Here is an 18,985-nt window from a genome sequence, read left to right on the forward strand (position 1 = left end):
TGCCTCCAGCGCCGCTACCTACCGCAGGCTGTTTCCCCCTCCCTGTCCCTCCCCCTCCGGGGGAGGGGACGTGGGGTGGCACTTCTTCTCGGGTCCAGGCGGTTTCGACCAGCAGCGCCTGGCTACATGTTGCGTCGGTACTCGCCGCCTACTTCATAGAGCGCCCGGGTGATCTGCCCCAGCGAGGCGCACTGCACCGTCTCCATCAGCTCGGCGAAGATGTTGCCGCCAGCCACCGCCGTCTCCTGGAGCCGCGCCAGGGCGAGCGGAGCCTCATCCTTGTGCCCTTCCTGGAAGGCGCGCAGGTTCCTGATCTGCTGCTCCTTCTCCTCCACGGTGGCGCGGGCCAGTTCTCCGGGGATCTGGTATCCCTCTTCGCCCGCGTGCGGGTTGAGGAAGGTGTTGACGCCGACGATGGGGAGCTCGCCGGAGTGCTTCCTCGCCTCGTAGAGCATGGACTCGTCCTGGATCTTGCTGCGCTGGTACTGGGTTTCCATGGCACCCAGAACGCCGCCGCGCTGGTCGATCCGCTCGAATTCGGCGATGACCGCCTCCTCCACCAGGTCGGTCAGTTCGTCGATGATAAAGGCGCCCTGCAACGGGTTCTCGTTCTTGGCAAGCCCGAGCTCCTTGGTGATGATCATCTGCACCGCCATGGCCCGGCGCACCGACTCCTCGGACGGGGTGGTGACCGCCTCGTCGTAGGCGTTGGTGTGCAGGGAGTTGCAGTTGTCGTAAAGCGCCATCAGGGCCTGCAGCGTGGTGCGGATGTCGTTGAAATCCATCTCCTGGGCGTGCAGCGACCGGCCGCTCGTCTGGATGTGGTACTTCAATTTCTGGCTGCGGTCGTTGGCGCCGTACTTCTCCCGCATCACCACCGCCCAGATGCGCCGCGCCACCCGGCCGATCACGGTGTACTCGGGGTCGAGACCGTTACTGAAGAAGAAGGAGAGGTTCGGCGCGAAGTCGTCGATGTGCATGCCGCGTGACAGGTAGTACTCCACGTAGGTGAACCCGTTGGACAGCGTGAAGGCGAGCTGCGAGATCGGATTGGCACCGGCCTCGGCGATGTGGTAGCCGCTGATGGAGACCGAGTAGTAGTTGCGCACCTGCTGCTCGATGAAGTACTGCTGGATGTCCCCCATCATCCTGAGCGCGAACTCGGTGGAGAAGATGCAGGTGTTCTGCCCCTGGTCCTCCTTCAGGATGTCGGCCTGAACCGTGCCGCGCACGGTCTGCAGGGTGCGGGCCTTCAACTCGGCGTATTCCGACGCCGACGGCTCGCGCCCCTGCGCGGTTTTGAACTGCGCCACCTGCTGCCTGATCGCCGCGTTGAAGAAGAAGGCGAGCATGATCGGCGCCGGGCCGTTGATGGTGATGGAGACGCTGGTCGAGGGGGCGCAGAGGTCGAAGCCGGCGTACAGCTTCTCCATGTCCTCGACGGTACAGATGGAGACCCCGCTCTCCCCCACCTTGCCGTAGATGTCGGGTGGGTAATCCGGGTCCTCCCCGTAGAGGGTGACGCTGTCGAAGGCGGTGGAGAGGCGCTTGGCGCCGTCGTCCTGGCACAGGTAATGGAAGCGCCTGTTGGTCCGCTCCGGGGTCCCCTCGCCGGCGAACTGACGCTTCGGGTCCTCCTCGGAGCGTTTGAAGGGGAACACGCCCGCCGTGTACGGGAAGAAACCGGGGAGGTTCTCCTTCATGGACCACTTGACGATCTCGCCCCAGTCCTGGTAGTCCGGGAGGCAGACCTTGGGGATCTTCGTCCCCGAGAGCGAGGTGGTGTGGAGCTCGGTGCGGATTTCCTTGTCGCGCACCTTGGTGACCTGGGCCTCCTGACGATAGCACTCCTTGAGCGACTTCCAGCCGTCAATGATGCGCCGCGGCTCCTCCTGCAGTTTCGCGGAGAAGGTCCCGATCAACTGCTCCAGTTCCGCGACCGCCCCCTCCCCCTTCACCTGGGCCCTGGCGCCGGAGAGCTGGAACAGGGTGCGGGCCACGGCGGCCTGCTCCTCCACATCCTTGCGATAGCCGCGCACGGCCTGGACGATCTCGCCCAGGTAGTGCACCCGGTCCGGCGGGATGATGTACTGCTTCAGGCTCTCGCGCTCGGTCACTTGCAGGCGCGACCGCCACCCCGCGTCCTTCTTCTCGTTGACCCGGTCCAGCAGGGCGCGGTAGAGCACGTTGGTGCCGGGGTCGTTGAACTGCGAGGCGATGGTGCCGTAGACCGGGAGTTCCGCGTCCGGGATGTCGAACAGGTTCCGGTTGCGGCGGTACTGCTTGCGCACGTTGCGCAGCGCATCCTCGGCCCCCTTGCGTTCGAACTTGTTGAGCGCCACCAGGTCGGCGAAGTCGAGCATGTCGATCTTCTCGAGCTGGGTCGGGGCGCCGAATTCGCAGGTCATCACGTAGAGCGAGACGTCGCAGATCTCCACCACCCCGGCGTCCCCCTGCCCGATCCCCGAAGTCTCCACGATGACCAGGTCGAAACCGGAGGCGCGCACCACGTCAAGGGCGTCACGAATCGCGGCGGAGAGTTCCGAACGGGAATCGCGGGTGGCCAGGGAGCGCATGTAGACCCGGTCCGTGTTGATGGAGTTCATCCGGATCCGGTCGCCCAGGAGCGCTCCGCCGGTGCGCTGCCGGGACGGGTCCACCGCCAGGATCGCCACGCTTTTCTCCGGGAAGTCCCTGATGAAACGGCGCACCAGTTCGTCGGTGATCGAGCTTTTCCCCGCACCGCCCGTCCCGGTGATGCCGACCACCGGCACCTCGCGCGCCATGGCCCGGATCCGGTCCCGTACCGCCCCGTACCCCTCGTTCCGGTCGTGAACCGCCTGCTCGGCCAGGGTGATCAGGGTGTTGACCGCGCGGATGTCCCGCTCCTTGAGCCGCTCGATCTCCCGGTCCGTATCGCGCTCGGGCGTGAAGTCGCACAGCTCCATCATGTGGTTGATCATCCCCTGCAGCCCCATGCGCCTGCCGTCCTCGGGGGAGAAGATCTTGCTCACGCCGTAGGACTCTATCTCGCGCACTTCCTCGGGGACGATCACGCCGCCTCCCCCTCCGAAGACCTTGATGTGGTCGGCGCCGCGCTCCCGGAGCAGGTCGCAGATGTACTTGAAGAACGGGACATGCCCCCCCTGGTAGCAGCTCACCGCGATCCCCTGGGCGTCCTCCTGGATGGCGGCGGTGACGATGGCGTCCACGGAGCGGTTGTGCCCCAGGTGGATCACCTCGGCGCCCGAGGCCTGGAGCATCCGCCTGATGATGTTGGTGGCGGCATCGTGCCCGTCAAAGAGACTGGTCGCGGTGACGAATCGTACCTTGTGTCTGGAGCGATAAGGCTCCGCAGCGGCTATGTGCATGTCGTTCCTCCTTGCGAGGTGGTCTGTGCTGCTAATCGGTTTTCAAGGTGAACTCCCAGGCGCACCAAAACTCCTCCGGGTGCGGGTCGGGAGGACAGGCAATGCAGCGGGTCGTGATGCGCGGATCGATGGTCCGGGCGAACTCGGAGTATTCGACGATCCCGACGGACTTGCAGGGGTGGTCCGGAAGCCCCTTGCGCTTTCTGGCCGACTGCACCCGGCAGTCGAGCATCCGGAACACGGCCCGGGTCTCGCTCACCTCGACGCTTTCCTGGAGGTTCAAGCGGGCGTAGAAGCGATGTTTAAGGCACTCCACCAGGGCCGGGATGCCGCCGCCCGGCTTCATGGAGAGCCGCTCCATGATCCTTTTGGCCTCGATGACCGTGAAGAGGCGCCAGGCGTCGGTGTCGATGTCCACCGCCACGTCCATGCCGTACTTTCGCTCCAGCGACTGGAACCAGACCCCGTCGTGGGCGAGCCAGTTCTTGGCGTCGTCGACGATGATCCTGACCAGTTCCTCCTTGCTGAGCATGTAGAGGAGCCGGAGTCCCTCGTCCCCCTCCGGCTGCTCCACGGCTGGGATCTGTTGCAGGTTGTTAGCGTTTGTCACGGGTTCACCTCCTTGATGAGTTTCTCGGCGCCAGTCGCGGCTGTTCCAGTCCACTAGGTCGCATGCAAGCGAGTCCTTCCCCCCTCCCTGTCCCTCCCCCTCCGGGGGAGGGAACGCTGTGTGGACGCCCCCTCCCCCGGGAGGGGGGAGGCCGGGGAGGGGGGCAGGTTTGGCAAACGTGCTAGTGATCGGCGGCGCTGGCGATGCCGATGCCGGTATTCTGGCGCACGTCGATCTCGTCGAACATCTCCTCGGCGCGACGCTCCCTAAAGAGCAGACAGCCAAAGACGGCGGCCAGGAAGCCCAGCGGAACCGAGACGATGCCCGGGTTCTTGAGCGGGAAGATCGGGGCGTCCAGGCCGACCATGGACTTGCCGTCCTTGTTCTTCACGTACTCCGTCCGCGATTTCTCCAGGGCCTGCACTTCCTTCTCGGCCAGCACCGCGCCGCCGGCCTGCTTCTTCTCAAGGGTCTCCACCACCTTCTTGGCGTCGGCGGCGATCTTCTTCGGATAGGTCATTACCGGCGAGACCATGACCAGGGTCAGGGCGGAGATGGTACCTACAACCAGGCCGGAAACGATCCCCGCCGTGTTGAACTTGCGCCAGAACAGGGACAGCATGATGACCGGGAAGTTGCCGGAAGCGGCGACCGCGAAGGCCAGCGCCACCAGGGCCACCACGTTCTCCTTCTCCGCCATGAGCCCCATGACGATGGCGGAAGTTCCCACGAACAGCGAGGTGATGCGGGCCACCTTCACCTGCAGCTGCTGATCCGCCTTGCCGTCCTTGATGATGTTGACGTAGACGTCGTGGGCGATAGCCGCGGAGGCCGCCAGCACCAGGCCGGAGACCACGGCGAGGATGGTGGCGAAGGCGACCGCGCAGATGAAGGCAAGGAAGATGTCGCCACCGAGGCTCCCCGCGCCGCCGCCCATGTGCTGGGCCAGAAGCAGCGTCGCCATGTTGCCCCCCTTGTCCACGGCGGAGATCGCCTGCGGGGTGAGGTAGAGCGCGGCGCCGAAGCCGATCACGCTGATCATGAAGAAGAAGCTGGAGTTGAGGAACAGGGCCACGATGATGGACTTGCGCGCATCCTTCGCGCTGGGAACGGTGAAAAAGCGCATCAGGATGTGGGGCAGGCCGGCGGCGCCGAGCGCCCAGGCGAGGCCGAGAGAGATCTGGTCCAGGGGATTCTTCAGGAACAGGCCGGGCTCCAGGAACCGCTGGCCGTAGTCGACCCCGGGCTTGGCGATGACGTCCTTCAGGACGTTCATGCGCACGTGCTCCTGGATCGCGCTGTTACTGACCACGTCGGTGAAGAAGCGAACCGGGTTGAAGCCGGCCTTGATGGCGACCAGCAGGCAGAGCACCGTGGTGGCGCCCATCAACAGCGAGGCCTTGATGATCTGCACCCAGGTGGTGGCCTTCATGCCGCCGAAAACGACGTAGGCGACCATGAGCGCGCCCACCCCGATCACCGAAACGCGGTACGGGATGTTCAAAAGCATCTGCATCAGCTTCCCGGCGCCGACCATCTGGGCGATCAGGTAGAAGATGGAGACGGTCACCGTCGACAGCGCCGCGACGCCGCGCACCACCTTGGGCGAGCTCCTGAAACAGAGAATGTCGCCCAGCGTGTACTTGCCGGCGTTGCGGCAGGGCTCGGCGATGACCAGGAGGATGGCGATGAAGGAGAACATCGGTCCCACCGCGTACATGAAGCCGTCGATGCCGTAGAGGGAGATGAGGCCGGACATCCCGAGGAAGGAGGCGGCCGACATGTAGTCCCCGGCGATGGCCCAGCCGTTTTGGAAGCCGGTGATGCCGCCGCCGGCGGTGTAGAAGTCCGAGGCGGTCTGGGTCTTCTTGGCTGCCCAGACCACGACGCCCATGGTGACGGCGATGATGAGGGCGAACATGCCGATGGTGATGCCGCGGTTGGGGGTGATCTTGGCCGGAGCGGCGCCTCCCTTGGCCGGCGTTGCCACCGCCTTGGCGGCGACGTTCGCCGCGGGAGCCGCTGCCTGGGCAGCTGCGGCGGCGGGAGCGCCGGCCTGAGGAGCGGCGACGGTGGCGGCCTGAGGTGCGGCGGCGCCGGCGGGCGCCTGGGCGCACACGGCGGCCGCGCCGAACATCGATAGCGACAGTGCTACGGTTAAAGCGGCGATCCTCTTTTTCATATCTGGTCCCCCTCTTTGATTGATGGACGCATCTATTGCAAGGCTTCCAAGAGCTGCTTGGTGAGTCGGTCGAAGGTCTTGTTGGCCACGTGGGCGTAGTAGATGGCGACGCCGATGGCCATGACGAACTGGGACAGGATGAAGAGGTAGCCGAAGTTGATGGGGCCGATGACCTTCACCCGGAAGGCCTCGGGGAAGTAGCCGGAGATGACCGGGAGCAGGAGGTAGTAGATGGTCGAGATGATCCACCAGCTGAAGAGGAAGTTCCGTTTCTTGCGCTTTAGCTCGATGAACTTGCTGTGGTTGGCGATTGCTTGCCATTGCTGTTGTTCCGACATGGCCGTCACTCCTTCTGTTAGGGTTACCAGCGTCTGAAAGCGGGGCCGCCGCTTCCGTGTTCATCCCCCCGCCTGCGCCAGGGGGGCCAATAGCTCCACGAGAGGCTTGCGTGTGTCAGGGGCGGGCGTAGCCGAACCTGGCGGAGAGAAGTTCGGCGCTCAGGCGCAGCGAGGGGATGATCTCCTGCTCCAGCCTGTCCCCCAGCAGCCGGAACGAAGGCCCGATCAGCATCAGGGCGCCCACCACCTTGCCGGCGTAGTCCCGGACCGCCACCGCCACGGTAACCACGCCGTCCCCCATGCCGCTGCACTCCACCGCAACACCGTTCTCCCTGATCTTCTCCAGTTCGACCCGCAGGGCGGCGAGGTCCGGGTGCTCTCCGCGGCCGCCGCGCCACCTCCGGCCGATCTGCTCCAGCAGGTCCCAGGAATCGATGGCCCGCATCACCTTGCCGGCGGCGTTGGCGAAAAACGGGAAGCGCCGCCCGACCAGCTCGCCCCGCTCCTGCCGCAAGGGATCCACCATGTCCAGCAGCAGCACCTCGTCACCGTTTGGGACCGCCATGTAGATCGCCTCGTTGTGCCGGCGGGCCAAGGCCTCCAGGACCGGCCGGGCATCCTTCAGGATGGTCACCTTGAGCTCGTCGTCGTGCTCCGACAACACCGACCGGAGCACCGGCCCGAGGACCCTGCTGTTGCGGGCGTTTTGCAAAAGGCTCCGGGCCAGCTTCCTGGCGCGGCTCTCGTCATACTTCCCGCTCTGGATCGCGCACTGCACCAGCCCCTTGTCCTCCAAAAGCGCCAGCAGGAGCCGCGCCCGGTAGGGAGTGATCCCCGCCTGGCGCGCCAGCGCCGACAGGGAACATCCCTTGCCCCGGGCCGCCACTATCTCGAGGAGTTCGACCGCCTTTTGCAACTCGTCACTGGAAAGCTCACCTTTCTCCCGTTCCATCCGTCCGCCCTCTCTGGCCCAGCTAGTTCCAGTTGTCGATCTTCATGGTCCCTTTTTCCGCGAGGTGCTGCTGCATCTTGAACACCTTGAAGAGCAGGTGCGGCTCGTGGCCGACGTTCAGCTCGCAGCACTCGCGCCTGGCCCGCTCGTAGTACTCCTGCATCAGCGGCTTGTAGTCGGGATGGACGCACTTGCTGATGATGGTCCTCGCGCGCTCCTGGGGCGAGAGCCCGCGCAGGTCGGCAAGCCCCTGCTCGGTGACCAGGACGTCCAGGTCGTGCTCGGTGTGGTCCACGTGCGGCGCCATGGGAACCACGCAGGTGATGCCGGTGGGATCGGTCTTCGAGGGGCGCGTGGACGGGGTGTGCATGATGGAGAGGTAGGCGTTGCGGAGAAAATCCCCGGAGCCGCCGATGCCGTTGATCATCCGGGTACCTCCCACCAGGGTGGAGTTGGCGTGTCCGTAGATGTCGAACTCGACCGGCGTGTTCATGGCGATCACCCCCAGGCGACGGATCGGCTCCGGGTTGTTGCTGATCTGCATGGGGCGCAGCACCACCTTCTGGACGTAAAAGTCCCAGTTGTCGTAGAGCCGCTTGAAGCCGTTTTCGGAGAGGGAAAGCGAGGTGGAGGAGGCGAAATCGAGCTTTCCCGAGTCGAAGAAGTCCAGCATGGTGTCCTGGATCACCTCGGTCCACACCTTGACGTTGGAGAACGGCCCCTTGACCATGCCGCCGACCACCGCGTTGGCTATGTTGCCGACGCCCGACTGCAGCGGCAGGAGGTTCTTCGGCAGCCGGCCGGCCTTCACCTCGAACTGGAAGAAGTCGAGTATGTGCGCGGCGATCTGTTCCGAGGTCTCGTCGGGAGCGGACAGGGCGCGCCCGCGGTCCGGCAGGCGCGACTCCACGATGGCGAGGATCTTGTCGGGGTCGCAGGGGACGTAGGGGGAGCCGATCCGGTCGTCGACCCGGCTGATCAGGTAGGGCTTCTTGTAGGGAGGGCGCTCGGTCATCACAATGTCGTGGAGCCCCTCGAAGGAGGGAATCGCGGTGTTGATCTCGATGATGAGCTTGTCGGAGTGCTGGATCACCTCGGTGGCGCAGCCGATGGAGCCTCCCAAAATGATGCCGCCGTCCTCGGTGATGCCGCTCGCCTCGATGAGCCCCAGGTCGAAACCGCCTCCCCTCTCCTTGGTGTAAAACCCGTAGGCCAGGTCCTGCGCGTAGACGGAGAGGTGCTTGTCCCCCATGCGTACCGTGCCGTTGTTCACCTGTTTCTGCACCACCTTGCCGGTCTGGTAGGGCCAGCGTTTGTCGGTCATCAACAGCGAAGCCCAGCGGTCCTCGATCTCCGCGCCGATGGAAGCGCCGATGAAGAGGTTGAAGCGCATCTTTCCCTGGAGGTTGTGCTTCTCCACGTAGTCGGCCAGGGCTGCCGGCACCACCTTGGGATAGCCGACCGGGGTGAAGCCGGACCAGCCCAGGTCCATGCCGTTACGGAAAAAGGGGATGGTATCCTCGGCGTTCATGATTCTCGAATGCAGGCTCGTCTTCCTGATCCTTTTGTGCAGCTCGCTCATTTAAACCTCCGTTAGTTAATTAAGCTTATGCAGACCAAGCCATAGAGGGACAACCAGCGCTACAAACCGGAATAAAAGGTATTTTTACGGGACCAGATGAAACAGAACACAGGTTTGGCACATCGTCAATAACGCCATGAACAGCCGGAAGTCATCCCACCACCCGGGGTAGCGTCATGCCGGTTCCCCCAAAAAACCGGTCCTGCAAACCATGAGCGCATTTGACGCCAAGGGGAAATATGCACCGGTGTTCCTTTTGCCGCCAGGGCGATCCCGCAAGAAACCGACCGTTTTACAGGGTATTTGACTGCGCCATCCAAATCGCGGTAAAAAAATATCAGTCGTTTACGTTAATGTCAACCATAAATAAAACAGAATTATACTTATTTGTTTTTTTGGCATCCCAGCGTCGGTTCCCGCGCGTTTTCTTTGCACCGACTATTGGTTGACAAAAGACGGTGCTTAGCTGAGAATGGCGCAATTTACGTAAAGGTGAAACAAATGAACAACGTGCAGAAGGAAGGCGAGACCATCGTCTCGATCAGCGACTTGGCGAAGGATCTGGGACTCACGACGAGGACCCTGCGCTACTGGGAAGAGGTGGGGATCGTGGAATCGGTGGAGCGGCAGGACGGCGCCACCAGGGGGTACACCCCCTACTATGTCAGAAGGATAAAGTTCATCATCAAGCTCAAAGAGTTGGGGCTGACGATCAAGGAGATGCAGGATCTCTATGTGGCATACGGAGACGCCAAGCAGACCGAGAAGATGATCCCGCGACTGATCGAGATCCTTGACGTGCATGTCGCCAAGGTGGATGAAAAGATGGCACAACTGGCGTCGCTACGACAGGACATCGTGGGGTATCGGCAGAAGATGATGAAGCAGTTCGCGCTCGCGAACGAACGGGAGCAAAGTACCGAAGTGTAGCAATCCCCTCTCACCTTTGGGAGAGGTACGGGGAGGGATCCACTCGGCCCTCTCACCCGCCCTGCCAGGACCTACCTATCCCGCAGCGCTTCCTTCAGTTTCCGGCCCAGCGACTGCAAGTCGAACGGCTTCTGGATGAAATGCCTCCCCTCATCCACCACGCCGCGCTGGGCCACGAGGTCCCTGGTGTACCCCGACATGAACAGGACCTTCAGCCCCGGTCGAAAAGCCTCGATGGCATCGACCATCTCCTTGCCGTTCATCCCCGGCATCACCACGTCGGTCAGAATGACATCTATGCGCGTCTCCCCGTCCCTGCAGATGGCGATCGCCTCGTCGGCGCCGGAGGCATGGATCACCGTGTAGCCCAGATCCCGCAGGGCGCGCAGCGTCATCTTGCGCACCAGCGCGTCGTCTTCGACCAGCAGCACGGTTCCCGATCCCACCAGGGAGGCATCGAGTGCCGCGTCCTCCCCGACCGGGGCGGCTCCGGCACACCTTGGGAAGTTGATCTGGAAGATGGTCCCCTGCCCCGGCTCGCTGTACACGTTGATGAAGCCGTTGTGCTGCCGCACGATGCCATAGACCGTTGCCAGCCCCAACCCCGTCCCCTTCCCCACCTCCTTGGTCGTGAAGAACGGTTCGAAGATGCGATCGATGGTGTCGCGGTCCATGCCGCAGCCGGTGTCGCTCACCGAAAGCTGCACGTAATCGCCGGGGGAGGCGTCTAGGTGGTACTGGCTGTAGCTGCTGTCCACCGTGATGTTCGCCGTCGCCACGGTGAGCACCCCGCCGTTTTCCATGGCGTCGCGGGCGTTCACCGCCAGGTTGACCAGGATCTGGTCCAGTTGCGTCGTGTCGGCGTTGACCGTCCAGAGATCAGGCGCGGGCTGGAAGGACATCTTGATGTCCTCACCGATCAGCCGACCCAGCGTTTTCTGCATCTCGGCGAAGTGCTCGTTCAGGTTCACTTCCCGCGGCGCGATCACCTCGTTGCGCGAGAACGCCAGCAACTGGCGGGTGATGTCGCTGGAGCGCTTGGCGGCGTGGATGATCTGGTCCAGGTCCTGCCACAGCGGGGTCCCTTCCTCGGCCTCGCGCAGGGCGAGCTGCGCGCACCCGAGGATGACGCTCAGCATGTTGTTGAAGTCGTGCGCCACACCGCCCGCCAGCCGCCCGATCGACTCCATCTTCTGCGACTGGAACAGCTGGGCTTCCAGCAGCTTGCGCTCGGTGATGTCCTCCTTGACCGCCAGGTAGTGCGTGATGACGCCGTTTCTGTCCCTGATCGGCGCAACGGTGGCGTGCTCCGAGAAAAGCTCGCCGTTCTTCTTCTTGTTCAGGAACTCCCCTTCCCACACCTTGCCGCTGGCGATGGTCTGCCACAGCGTGCGGGACTCCTCCGGGTCGGACTTGCCCGACTTCAGAAACCTCGGGGTTCTGCCGGCTACCTCCTCGAGCGTGTACCCCGTCAGCTGCACGAACTTTGGGTTGACGAACTCGATGCACCCGGAGGTGTCAGTGATGACGATGGACACGGGGCTTTGCTCGACCACCTGGGAGAGCTTGCGCAGGGAATCCTCGTCACGCTTTCGCTCGGTGATGTCCTGCATGATGCCGTCGATGTGGGCGAGCACGCCGTTGTCGTCGAAGGTGGGGCGCGTGCTCAGGTTGACCCAGATCTTGCTGCCGTCGTTGCGGTAAAATTCCACCTCGAAATTCTTCACGTTTTGCCGCTGGTTCATCATCCCGTACAGCTCGTCGCGCCGTTTGGGGTCCACGTAGAGTTGCGGCCCGATGTCCACCACGTTTTCCAGCACCTCTTCCGGTGTCTGGTAGCCGAGGATGGCGGCGGTGGCGAAGTTGCAGCTCAGAAACTTCCCTTCCGGCGTGGTCTGGAAGATCCCCTCCATGGCGTTTTCAAAGATGCCGCGGTACTTCGCCTCGGCGAGCCGCTCCTGCTCCAGCGCCTTCTTCATGCCGGCGTAGTGGATCAGGTTCTCGATCGCGGAGGAGAGGAGCCCCACCAGGTTGCCGATGCCGAACAGGGCCTCCTCGCTGTCGCTGATCCTGCGGTTGAAATCGGCGTTTTCCGCGGAGTTTCCCACCGCTATGAGCACAGCGGGATCGGAAGGATTGCCCAGCGGACAAAGGAGATACTCGTTCATCAAGAGCTTGGCGCGGTATTGGGAGAGCGTGTGCTGCCGGTAGCCTTCCGTGCAGATACGGTAGTTTTCGCCGTCAAAGAGCGGGGCCAGGAAGGGGGCCTTCTTCGGAATGCTAAGGGAGGCGACGGCGCTTGCCTCGTCGGGGTCGTAATAGCCGTCCCAGGCGCAGACCGCGTAGGCGGCGCCGTCGTCGGACTTCTGGAAAATGAGGACACGTTCATAGTTGAGGCTGTTGATGACGTAGCCGGTGGCAAGTTCAAAGATGGCGGACAGGTCGGCGCAGGTGGAGAGCTTGCGGCTCAGGTCGTAGAGCTCGCTGTACTCCTTGACCTGGGCGTCCAGCTGCTCCTGGTAGTCGTAGAGCCTGCTCTCGGCCTTGACCAGCCTTTTCACCTGCTCCGACAGGATCTCGTTCTCCCGACGCAGCTTTTCAAGCTCGGCTGCCGGGGCGATGTCTTTTGCTGATTCGCTCATACGCTACATCTTTCGTCTTAGTACACGACGGTGACGACCGAGGTGAAATTGTGGAAGCAGTTGTACTTGCTGATCGGCCCGATCTCGCCATAGGTGTAGAACCCGAGCCAGGGCACATTCTCCCCCAGATCGCGCTGCAGGGACTTGACCAGCTCCATGCGTTCCTGCTCCTTGAACACCACCCTGCCCCGGCCCATGCATTCGAACTGCAGCACGAACTTCGGCGGGTCGCCGCAGAGCTGCTCCTTGATCTGCCGCGGTATCGAGCGCAGGCCGTTCATCATCAGTTCCTTGTCGCGGCGCACGATCCAGAGCTCCGTCCCCTCCGCCACGTCGGACTGGATGGTGACCGAGCCCTCCCGGTCGTCCTTGTCGGTTATGTAGCGGATGAAATACTCCTCGTACCCCTGGCGCAGGTGTTCGGGAGTCTTGAAGCCCAGGCAGAGGTTCAGGGTGGCCTTGTTCCACTTGATGGCCCAGTCCTCGTCCAGGTACTCCTTGAGCAGCTCGAGGGCGGACACCCCGTCGATCTCGTAGATGATGTTCCCCTTGCTGCGGGTGATGGTGCGCTTGGTTCCCACGGGGACGCAGCCGTGATTGATCCCCCAGGCGACGCGCCCCTTGCCCGACATGACGACACAGCAGGCCCCGTCACTGAGCACCTCGTCGTCGTGGTACTGGTAGGTCCTGCGCGAGGCCCAGTTGTCGGCTGCCAGCCCGCCGAAGATCGGCAGCCGCGCCGACGGGGACAACACCGCCTCAAATGCGGAGACAAAAGGATCGAAATCGAAGCCCAGCCCGTCCGCCAGCAGGAAAAAGGCGCGGCTGTCGGAAGCGATCAGTGGCGCAATCTTCTGGGCCAGACGCGCGCCGGCCAGGTCGCCGCGCTCCCCTATGGCGGGGATCGAGGCGATCCCGAAGCGCAGCTCGTCGGAGGCGATCACCATGACGCCGACGGCGAAATTGGTTTCGGCGACATCCTGCTGGGCGATGATGCCCTCCCCCGAGCAACCGCACAGCGGCGCCCCGCCGGTCGTCTCCCGGATCGCGGCGATCAGCCGCTGCTGGTGGTACCCCACCGTGGCGAAAACCATGACGAAGTCCGGCTTGGCGATTCCCGCCTGTGCCAGGGCGACCCGGGCCGCCTCCTGGCCCGCCTCGACCGGGTTCTTGCGCATGCTAAACCCTATTCCTACCGACGTTCCCATCAAAACCTCCACCCCTTTGGGGGGATGACCAACAACCTGTCAGAACCGGTGCCCCAGCCCCAGGTGCAGCGCCACGTCCGGCGAGGCGCCGACGATGACGTCCTCGGAAAGGGCGATATCCAGGGTGGTGCGCGGCGAGAGAGCGACGGTCCCGCCGAAAATGAGCTGCATGGCGCCGGAGGTCAGCTCCGAGAACCCGCTGTCCCTGAAAATGGCGCTGTGCCCGGAGAGCTGCGCCTTCAAGGCGAAGCTGTCGGCCGGGGACCAGCCAAAGCCCAGGGTGCCGAAGCCCGCCAGGTTCTTGTGCTGCTCCTTCAGCACCTGCCCGTCCGTCATGGCGAGGCCGCCGGCAGCCGCGAAAACCGCGGCGTGCCCCCATGCGCCGGGAAGGGCGTAATCGCTGCTGCCGGTGAGCCACAAGGCCAGGTCCGTGCTGCCGCTGCCGGTCAAACGGGAACTGCTTCCGGTGGGGAGTTTGAGGCTGCCGCGCAGCGCCAGGGCGACCGGGTTGGCCCCGCCGTCGTGGTAGAGCTGCCATGCCCCGTTAAACCTCAGGTCCCCGACCCGCATGCCGTCGCGGTCCATATCCAGGCGCTGCCGTCCGTCCTTGGCGTACTCGAAGCGGAGCTGCCCCTTCGGTGCATCGGGCCTTTGCCCCTGGGGGAGCCCGAAGAACTCGTGCCAGTCTTCGATGAAGCCGTCGAAGATCCCGCCGCTGTAAAAGACCAGGGGGAGATCCATCCCCAACTCCGCCCTTTGTGCGACGCCGTAGCGCAGCGCAAGAGTCATGCGCTCCCCCTCTCCGTCCAAAAGGAGCGTCTCCCGTGCCGTTTCCCGCTTCAGGTAACTGTTGGCCACATCCACGGCCACCAGCGTCCATGCCTTCCCAGCCGGCTGCACGATGGCGCTTTCGGCGGCGGGAAGCCCGTAGATCTGAACCAGCGGGCTCTGGTTGAAGGTATGGAAAGGGTTGATCGCCAGCGGCTCCGCGTGGCACCGTCCACTCCATGAAGCAAGCAGTACAATAAGGAAAAAAAACATTCTCTGCAGCGACGGCACTGGGGTCATGAGGGAACTTTGGCTTGTCATAGCACTCCGCTTACAGGTGGTCGTATGGATTCAACAGATGGTACATGAGGTTGCGCTTAATGCAAACACGGCACAGAGTAGCCGGCACTGACGTCTGAGAGGAAAACCGGTCTTCACGTCAATGTGTCACAGGTCGAGCTTTCCCGTCAACCGCCATTGCGCTCGTTTCGTGCAATCTCCGCCACTTCCCACCACCTCGTGCCGCCTCAAAAAACGCGCTCACACCCTGCAACCGCGAACTGGGAAAATCAAACCTTCATGGGCGAGGAGGAGTTGCTGCGCGCCCGCGGCGTGCACGTAGAAGTGCTGCAAAGCGAGCAAGACCTGATGCGCAGGTTCATCGACGCAACGCCGGAGCTTTGGAACGAGGATATCGGGGTGTGACACCCGGTCATATCCTGCTGAGCAAATATTTGAGGGGCCTGCCGATAAAAAGGCTGTCCGCTTCCGGACAGCCCCTTTTCGACCTGGCCGGTGCCAACACGTCCGGCGTTAGTGATACTGTTCCCTTTCCTCAATATTTGAAGATAACTCCGACACTTTTTCTTCCGCGTACTCGCGCCCTCTGCGCAGGTTCCGGTTCAGCTTGTCCTGGGCTTCCGCCGTCATCCCTTTCATCTTGGCGATGGCGTCCCCGGTCACGTCGGAGACTTTCTCCCTCATCTCGTGGCCGGTTTTCGGGGCGTAGAGCAGGGCAAGCCCGGCGCCTACCAGTGCCCCCGCCGAAAAGCTGACTACCTCAGCCGTGGTGCTCGCATGTCTTCTCATGGTGTTCCTCCTTCGCTAACTTTCGTTACACTGCCCGGTTACACTCTGCGGGTCTTGTGGGTGTACCAGTAGTTCCCCAGAGCCGCCCCGATGGTCGTCGCCACCCCGTGCCAGGCGACCTTTTTACCTTCCCTGGGAGTGCCGCTTTTTTGCGAGGCTCTTTTGCCCCCCAGGAACGCCTTGGCGGCGGTGGCTGCCAGGGCCCACCCCGATGCCGGAACCTTCTCCGCACTCCCCTTTCCGCCGCCAAGCTTGCGCATCAGCAGCCACAGCGCGCCTGTTCCGACCGCGCGCGCCGCGGCCGGAACAGGATGGACCTCCACGACGGGCTTTTTGCCCGTCCTGACGTGCATCCTGTCGCGCACCCGCCTGTTCCCCAACAGCATCAGCAGCGCGCTCCCTCCGACCAACGAGGCCTGCACCGAGGTCCGCTGGGCCATATCGAGGGCTTTGGCGATGGTCTGCCAGGCGAACAGCTCGGCCTTCCGCAGTCCCCGCCGCTTCAGGTAACGCGGGGAAAGTCTCTGCTCGAGGCTCTGCACCGTTTGCGTTATATCGCTTTCCGTATGCCGGATTTGTTCGCGAATCCTCTCCGGCGACTGCTCGTCAATTTTAACGTTTTCGCCCATTGTACCGCCTCCTTCAAAGCCCCGACCGTCTGTTCGGGCTTCACGTCCATCCCCTTCACGTCCTTGCCGCCTTTAAGAACCAGCACCGCTCCGATCGCGATCAGGCCCACAGCCACCAGGAGCGCCGCCCCCCACGCGGGCATCACGGTGGCCAACCCAAGAACGATGGCCGCCAGGAACACCAGGAACCCCGTATAGAGGAGCACCCCGCCCACTCCGATAGCGGCGGCATCCTTGGCCAGCGCCACCGCTTTCTGCTTCATCTCCGCCGTGAAAAGGTCCAACTCCTGCCGGAAAAGCATGCGCACCTCCCCGGCCAGCTCGGACACCAGTTCGCCAATAGTCTTTTCACCTTTATCCGCCATGGCAGCCTCCTTTCGCCGCGTCGCACTGCTCCAGACAGGTATTGCTGTAAGTTAATGGTAAAAAATTTACCTTTTTATTGCAAGGTTATTGGCGCAACGGCGGGCAGGGACCTACCGGGGGAAGTAACCCGGTGGGCGGCCGGGGGAACGCGCCTGGTATCGCGGGGCAACGCCAGGCTGGCCGGAGGATTTGGGAGGGGGGACGTGCCGATAAGCCATGGAAAAAGAGCGCGGATTGTGTTACTGTCGCACCCCTTCAACCGTATACACAATTTACTGGAATATTTTTTTTCTTTGGTCCACAATTAGCACAATTAGAAAACATCAATCAGCATCACTGTCACAACTTTTTATTGTTATGCAAGGAGAAGGAGCGTGTCATGAGTACCCAAAGAGAGTTTACCTCGTATACCCCGGATGAACTGCGGGAGCTATATAAGGAGGACCCCGCCCGGTTCGAAGAACTGGCGGATGAGGCGTTAAAGAAGGCGTGCGTGGCGAGGACCCCGGAGAAGAGCCTGAAGCTCCAGCAGATGCAGTGGTCGATGACCATGCAGATGCGTAAGGCGAACAGCAACCTCGGCCGTATGCACATCATGGAGAACCTCTTTTACACCCAGGTCTACGGCAAGGGAGGGCAGTTGGAGAAACTGGTGGACAACTGCAACTCCCTGCTGCGCGCCATCGGCAAAAAGCAGCAGATCGTGGGGAAGGAAGAGGAGACCATCAAGCTCCGCAGAGTTTAGATCAATCAAGCTACGCAGGGGGGCAACAGTGCACGAGCGTGGCGTCCCGCAGTAACGAAAAGAGCCGCAGAGGCCGGCGATGTCGGCCCTGACGGCTCTTTCTTTGTGCAGCATCAAGAGCTGAAAACAGGCTATCCCCCCATAATGAAGGTTCATCTCACACGACCGCCAGCATCGAGTGAAGCCCACGAAGCACCACACTTCGAACCAGAGTCCCCCCTTTTACGAAGGGTGTATAGACCGGAGTCAAGGGTGACAGTTGTTCGGGGACAGGGGGGATTTGCCTTGAAGCAGCGGTCAACCACCGGTTCCGGCCCTGACCAGGTCCGGCGCCAACTAGATGCCGCCACAGCTTGCCGATCACCCGCCGGCGCTGCAGTCGGCGAAGAAGGCATCGAGACCGGCGATCCACACCGCCTTGGTCTCGTCCGGGACGAAGCTCGCCTCGAAGCTGTTGCGCGCCAACAGGTAGGCCTCCCGCGCGCCGAGTTCGGGAAGCGCGTCGAAGGTGGCCGTGAAATTCTCGTTCAGATAACCGCCGAAGTACGCGGGATCATCGGAGTTAATGGTGGCGAGGACTCCTGCCGCCAGCAGCCTGCCGATGTTGTGGTGCCCCAGCTCGGGAAACACCGCGAGCTTCACGTTGGACAGCGGGCAAACCGTCAGAGCGATCCGCTCCGCGGCCAGGCGGGCGACCAGGTGCGGGTCTTCCAGGCACCGCACCCCGTGGTCGATCCTTTCCGCCTTCAAAAGGTCAAGGGCGTCGCGTATATAGCGCGCCGGCCCCTCCTCGCCGGCGTGCGCCACCAGCCTAAGCCCCAGTTCGCGGCAGCGGCCGAAAACGGCGGCGAATTTCTCCGGGGGGTTGCCGCGCTCACCGCTGTCAAGCCCGACACCGATGAACTTGTCCCGAAACGGCAGCGCCTGTTCCAGGGTGGCGAAGGCGTCAGCCTCACTCAGGTGGCGCAGGAAGCAGAGGATCAGGGACGCGGAGAGCCCCAGTTCCTCGCGCGCCCGCTCGACGGCACGGTGCAGCCCGTTGATGACCGTCGCGAAGGGGACGCCCCTGGCGGTGTGAGTCTGGGGATCGAAGAAGATCTCACAGTGGATCACGTTGTCGGCCTTGGCCCGGTTCAGGTAGCTCCAGGCCATCTCGAAGAAGTCCTCCTCCGTTCGCAGCACGCCGGCGCCGGCATAGTAGATGTCGAGAAAGCTCTGCAGGTCGGTGAAGGCGTAGGCCGCGCGCAGCGCCTCGACCGACGGGTAGGCAAGCTCAATGCCGTTTCTTTGGGCCATGCGGAAGATCAGCTCCGGCTCCAGGGATCCTTCGATGTGGATATGCAGTTCCGCCTTGGGCATGCGGCGCAGGATGGCGGCGAGTTCCCCGCGCGGGATGGATTCCAGGTTCATACTCGATACTCCAGTGGTTCGATTGGGCGCCCGCAGGCGCGGACCAGGGATACTGCCACAACAGCACCCACACGACAACGACCTTTCACGACTGGCACCATTATAAAAGATCAACCCTCTGTGTCAGCAACCGGAACGCATTTTCCCTTGCCACCATTGCCTG

At 62.9% G+C, this 18,985-nt stretch carries 16 protein-coding genes; 3 read left to right on the forward strand and 13 right to left on the reverse strand.

Annotated features, from left to right (window positions below):
* Positions 1-122: 122 nt before the first annotated feature.
* The 6 genes from icmF to KOL99_RS17595 all read right to left on the reverse strand — a co-directional run bounded on the left by icmF (position 123) and on the right by KOL99_RS17595 (position 9,035).
* The gene (gene icmF, locus KOL99_RS17570) at positions 123-3,371 is read right to left on the reverse strand and encodes a fused isobutyryl-CoA mutase/GTPase IcmF (RefSeq protein WP_216511777.1); all 3,249 of its coding nucleotides are present in this window, start codon (positions 3,369-3,371) and stop codon (positions 123-125) included.
* A gap of 31 nt (positions 3,372-3,402) precedes the next feature.
* Complete coding sequence (locus KOL99_RS17575) at positions 3,403-3,981, reverse strand: DUF6125 family protein (protein WP_216511778.1); 579 nt, start codon at positions 3,979-3,981, stop codon at positions 3,403-3,405.
* A 181-nt stretch (positions 3,982-4,162) separates the two neighbouring features.
* Positions 4,163-6,163 (reverse strand): solute symporter family protein, encoded by a 2,001-nt coding sequence (locus tag KOL99_RS17580; RefSeq protein WP_216511779.1) that lies wholly within the window; start codon positions 6,161-6,163, stop codon positions 4,163-4,165.
* A gap of 32 nt (positions 6,164-6,195) precedes the next feature.
* Positions 6,196-6,501 (reverse strand): DUF485 domain-containing protein, encoded by a 306-nt coding sequence (locus KOL99_RS17585; RefSeq protein ID WP_216511780.1) that lies wholly within the window; start codon positions 6,499-6,501, stop codon positions 6,196-6,198.
* 115 nt (positions 6,502-6,616) lie between these two features.
* Positions 6,617-7,453 carry an IclR family transcriptional regulator gene (locus KOL99_RS17590; RefSeq protein ID WP_216511781.1) on the reverse strand — a complete coding sequence of 279 codons (837 nt, stop codon included), beginning with the start codon at positions 7,451-7,453 and terminating at the stop codon, positions 6,617-6,619.
* 22 nt (positions 7,454-7,475) lie between these two features.
* The gene (locus KOL99_RS17595; RefSeq protein WP_216511782.1) at positions 7,476-9,035 is read right to left on the reverse strand and encodes an acetyl-CoA hydrolase/transferase C-terminal domain-containing protein; all 1,560 of its coding nucleotides are present in this window, start codon (positions 9,033-9,035) and stop codon (positions 7,476-7,478) included.
* Between the two features lie 501 nt (positions 9,036-9,536).
* On the opposite strand from KOL99_RS17595, the gene KOL99_RS17600 reads away from it, so the two are divergent.
* Positions 9,537-9,965, forward strand: a complete 429-nt coding sequence (locus KOL99_RS17600) for a MerR family transcriptional regulator (protein WP_216511783.1) — start codon at positions 9,537-9,539, stop codon at positions 9,963-9,965.
* A gap of 71 nt (positions 9,966-10,036) precedes the next feature.
* Here the strand turns inward: KOL99_RS17600 and KOL99_RS17605 are convergent, their stop codons facing one another.
* From KOL99_RS17605 to KOL99_RS17615, 3 genes are read right to left on the reverse strand one after another with little or no spacing between them, the layout of a single operon-like run.
* The gene (locus tag KOL99_RS17605; protein ID WP_216511784.1) at positions 10,037-12,607 is read right to left on the reverse strand and encodes a hybrid sensor histidine kinase/response regulator; all 2,571 of its coding nucleotides are present in this window, start codon (positions 12,605-12,607) and stop codon (positions 10,037-10,039) included.
* Between the two features lie 17 nt (positions 12,608-12,624).
* Complete coding sequence (locus KOL99_RS17610) at positions 12,625-13,815, reverse strand: FIST signal transduction protein (RefSeq protein ID WP_216511785.1); 1,191 nt, start codon at positions 13,813-13,815, stop codon at positions 12,625-12,627.
* A gap of 39 nt (positions 13,816-13,854) precedes the next feature.
* Positions 13,855-14,856 (reverse strand): DUF3187 family protein, encoded by a 1,002-nt coding sequence (locus tag KOL99_RS17615; protein ID WP_216511786.1) that lies wholly within the window; start codon positions 14,854-14,856, stop codon positions 13,855-13,857.
* A gap of 306 nt (positions 14,857-15,162) precedes the next feature.
* Here KOL99_RS17615 and KOL99_RS21875 point away from each other — a divergent pair, with 306 nt between their 5' ends.
* Positions 15,163-15,288 carry a hypothetical protein gene (locus KOL99_RS21875; protein ID WP_268898960.1) on the forward strand — a complete coding sequence of 42 codons (126 nt, stop codon included), beginning with the start codon at positions 15,163-15,165 and terminating at the stop codon, positions 15,286-15,288.
* A 108-nt stretch (positions 15,289-15,396) separates the two neighbouring features.
* Here KOL99_RS21875 and KOL99_RS17620 read toward each other — a convergent pair whose 3' ends face one another.
* The 3 genes from KOL99_RS17620 to KOL99_RS17630 are packed head-to-tail and all read right to left on the reverse strand — an operon-like array spanning position 15,397 to position 16,666.
* Positions 15,397-15,672 (reverse strand): YtxH domain-containing protein, encoded by a 276-nt coding sequence (locus tag KOL99_RS17620; RefSeq protein ID WP_216511787.1) that lies wholly within the window; start codon positions 15,670-15,672, stop codon positions 15,397-15,399.
* 38 nt (positions 15,673-15,710) lie between these two features.
* Complete coding sequence (locus tag KOL99_RS17625; protein ID WP_216511788.1) at positions 15,711-16,301, reverse strand: DUF3618 domain-containing protein; 591 nt, start codon at positions 16,299-16,301, stop codon at positions 15,711-15,713.
* Entirely contained in the window at positions 16,223-16,666 is a 444-nt protein-coding gene (locus KOL99_RS17630) for a phage holin family protein (RefSeq protein WP_216511789.1), read from the reverse strand. Before KOL99_RS17630 ends, KOL99_RS17625 begins: the two co-directional genes overlap by 79 nt.
* A gap of 380 nt (positions 16,667-17,046) precedes the next feature.
* Here KOL99_RS17630 and KOL99_RS17635 point away from each other — a divergent pair, with 380 nt between their 5' ends.
* Positions 17,047-17,412, forward strand: a complete 366-nt coding sequence (locus KOL99_RS17635; protein ID WP_216511790.1) for a DUF3135 domain-containing protein — start codon at positions 17,047-17,049, stop codon at positions 17,410-17,412.
* A gap of 360 nt (positions 17,413-17,772) precedes the next feature.
* On the opposite strand, the gene KOL99_RS17640 is transcribed toward KOL99_RS17635, so the two are convergent.
* Entirely contained in the window at positions 17,773-18,822 is a 1,050-nt protein-coding gene (locus KOL99_RS17640) for an adenosine deaminase (RefSeq protein ID WP_216511791.1), read from the reverse strand.
* Positions 18,823-18,985 lie beyond the last annotated feature (163 nt).

This window comes from Geomonas azotofigens (genome assembly GCF_018919395.1).
Taxonomy (GTDB): Bacteria; Desulfobacterota; Desulfuromonadia; order Geobacterales; family Geobacteraceae; genus Geomonas; species Geomonas azotofigens.